The sequence below is a fragment of the Alkalibaculum bacchi genome (assembly GCF_937875145.1).
GTDB classification, from domain to species: Bacteria; Bacillota; Clostridia; order Eubacteriales; family Alkalibacteraceae; genus Alkalibaculum; species Alkalibaculum bacchi_A.
Genome location: NZ_CALNCS010000012.1, coordinates 1 through 3,254, shown reverse-complemented (window position 1 = coordinate 3,254; position 3,254 = coordinate 1). Strand labels below are relative to the sequence as shown.

Annotated in this window: 3 protein-coding genes; all 3 read right to left on the bottom strand. The window is 36.4% G+C overall.

Annotated features, from left to right (window positions below; translation table 11 throughout):
* Positions 1-222 precede the first annotated feature (222 nt).
* The 3 genes from Q7P22_RS00740 to Q7P22_RS00730 all read right to left on the bottom strand — a co-directional run bounded on the left by Q7P22_RS00740 (position 223) and on the right by Q7P22_RS00730 (position 3,114).
* Positions 223-681 (bottom strand): MarR family winged helix-turn-helix transcriptional regulator, encoded by a 459-nt coding sequence (locus tag Q7P22_RS00740; protein WP_303859638.1) that lies wholly within the window; start codon positions 679-681, stop codon positions 223-225.
* A 171-nt stretch (positions 682-852) separates the two neighbouring features.
* Entirely contained in the window at positions 853-2,715 is a 1,863-nt protein-coding gene (locus Q7P22_RS00735) for a cation-translocating P-type ATPase (protein ID WP_303859637.1), read from the bottom strand.
* A 123-nt stretch (positions 2,716-2,838) separates the two neighbouring features.
* Positions 2,839-3,114, bottom strand: coding sequence for a metal-sensing transcriptional repressor (locus Q7P22_RS00730; protein WP_303859636.1), 276 nt, complete (start codon positions 3,112-3,114; stop codon positions 2,839-2,841).
* Positions 3,115-3,254: the final 140 nt, after the last annotated feature.

The following is a 3,254-nucleotide window of genomic DNA, read 5'->3' as shown; positions in this document are numbered from 1 at the left end:
GGTGGTTTTATGTTTCGCCCTTAAGGGCTCAACAGGCTAAAGCCTACAAATAAAAGCCCACAAAAAATTATCGTTTCACCGATAACCCTTCGTGGGCAAATTAAAATTTCTTTATAAGTCTTCATAACTTATAGCTACTTTATTTTTGTTAATTATACCTCAAACAGGTTGCTAAAGCAACAATATTGTGACATTTTATTCCTAAAAAGTCACAATTAACACCTAGCTATCTTTATTTTCTTCCTTTCCATAATCTATAATATTATCAAACATTTTATACAAAAGCCTTCTTACCATATATCGCTCTTCATCTGTAAAGTCTTTTGATAAAATTCGATTTAAGTCCTTAAAGATATCATGAAATTCTTCTTCAAAAGCTCTAGACTTGTCTGTCACATAAACAAGTTTTTTACGCGTATCACTAGAATCTTCCTTTCGATAGATATACTCTTGTTCTTCAAGTTTTTTTAACGCTCTAGATGTATTCGCTTTATCAATGGAAAGGATACTACTAAGTTCTTCTTGTGTAATGCCATCATAATTAAATAGCAATTGAGTTAAAAACGCCCACTGACCTTGTCCAATATTATACTTTTTAATTCTTCTTCCTAAATAGGTTTGACTATGCCTATATATTCCAGATATGGCTTTTATAAATGATTTTCTTTTGTCTGCTTTCATGCTTTTGCCACCTTTTATTTATAAATGGTTCTCTATAAATTGTTTTTATACTTATAATAATTATAGTTCTACAAAAAAGCAATCTTATTAGAACATAATTAATAAACAATCAAATATTGATGGCAAATCTGTTATTTCCCATTTTGAAAGTAGATCAGCATAGTCAATTGCTCATTTATTAATGCGAGACCAATTTAATAGTAAAGTTGAATTAATAACAACAGCCACGGACCCTAGATTATGTACTAATGCACCTGCAATAGGACTTAGTAATCCCATAACAGCTAATATGATTGCGGCAAAGTTAAGAATCATAGCAGCAGCCAAATTAAAATGGATCGTGTACATAGTCTTTCGTGCAAGTCGAAGTAGATATGGTAACTCTTTAATATCGTCACTAACCAATACGATATCTGCAGCATCAATGGCTATATCGCTACCGATGCCTCCCATAGCAATGCCCACATGAGCAATCTTAAGAGCTGGTGCATCATTAATTCCATCACCTACCATACATACTAGTTCGTTATTACAATCATGCTCTTTAATAACTTCTAATTTGTTTTCTGGAAGGCAATTGGCACGTACATCGTGGATATTACAGGTATGAGCAATATATGAAGCTGCCTGATGTGAATCTCCTGTGAGTAGAGTAATCTGAATACCGCTTTTATTAATATCATTGACCGTATCCGCTGCATCTGGGCGCACAGTATCGGATAATGCTATCATACCTACTGCATGACCATTTACAGCAATATAAATAACAGTACTTCCATTCCCCTTTGAGTTTTCCGCGTCTTCAATAAGAATCTTTGGCAAAGGTATGTTTTGATCTGTAAAAAGCGTTTCATTACCTGCTAAAATATTTTGACTATTTACAGTTGCTAATACACCTCGGCCAGGCAGTAATTGAAATTTTTCTGGCTCTACAGGTGGTTTATTGCTTTTGTCCTTATAAAAAGCTACGATAGCTTTCCCTAAAGGATGCTCTGAACGCAACTCTGATGATGCAACTAGCTCCAATAATGCCGTTTCATTTATATTAGGATCAATACTAACAATTTGTACTACATTGGGCTTACCGAAAGTAAGTGTACCAGTCTTATCAAAAGCAATGCGCTTAATTTTTGCTAGACGTTCTAAGGCATCACCTTCTCGTATGAGAATGCCATGTTTTGTAGCATTTCCTATACCTGCCATGATTGCAGTTGGTGTAGCAAGTACCAATGCACAAGGACAAAATACAACTAGAACCGTAACAGAGCGTGTTATTTCCTTAGTTACGAACCATGTTGCAACTGCTGTCATTAAAGCAATAACTACAATCCACGTTGCCCATCGATCTGCAACTCGCACAATTTTTGCCTTTCCTGCATCTGCTGATTCCACAAGGTCAATCATGCGCTGTAAAGAGCTGTCTTCGCCAACTTTTTGTGCAATCATATCAAAGATTCCAAATTGATTAACCGTTCCGCTAAATACTTCATCGCCCTCTCCTTTATCAACTGGAAGAGATTCTCCTGTCATAATAGATTGATCAATAGAAGTTCGCCCACTTAAGATCAATCCATCTACTGCAATACTCTCTCCTGCTAGCACTCGAAGTGTATCCCCAGGCTGTACCTGTTCAGCAGGAATCATCTTCTCATGCCCGTTATATACCAAACGAGCAGTAGTAGGAGTAAGGTGAACAAGTTTTTCAATTCCTGCTCGCGCCTTAGCAACAGTTCGTTCTTCTAGGTAGGCACCAATTGTCATAATAAAAGCAATTTCACCTGCTGCAAAAATTTCGCCAATAGCGATAGAGGCAATTAAGGCAATGCTGACCAATACATCTGCCTTAATATCAAACTCTGTAATAAGACCAATCATTGCACCCTTAATGATGGGACCACCGCAAAGTATAATTGCAATCCATGCCATATCTACAGGCAATACATCTGCATAAAAAAAACTGATTAACAATGCTGGTAGGGAAATAATAAGAAATAATACAGTTCGTTTTTCCTCACTCTTTAATACGTCTATCATTTACATCACTCCTAGTAAGATTATACATATACCCATGGGGGTATGTGTATATTATAAATGTGTGATTAATAATAGTCAAACAAAAAGGTAGCTGCTTATATGAGCAACTACCTTTTTATTTGATTAGGTCATTCTTGAAAAGTGTTCAATCGCTTTTGCAAAATCTGCAATAGTTCTATCTGCATCTCCATGTTCTATTCCTTCCTTGACACAATGGTGCAAATGCCCTTCTAAAACAACCTGGCCCACCTTTTGGAGAGCACTTTTGGCGGCATTAATTTGTATCAAAATATTTTCACAAGGAATATCCTCGTCAATCATCTTATCAATAGCTTTAACTTGACCAATAATTTTATTAAGCCTTCTGTGTAGATTATCCAAGTCCATACACTGTCGCATTCTCTCACCTCCTACATACCCATAGGGGTATAGTTTAAGTATATCATAATATAGTTCTAAGTGAAATCAGCAGGTCGCTTCGCGACCGCTGATTTCACCTGACCACCTGACCACCTGACCACCTGACCACCTGACCACCT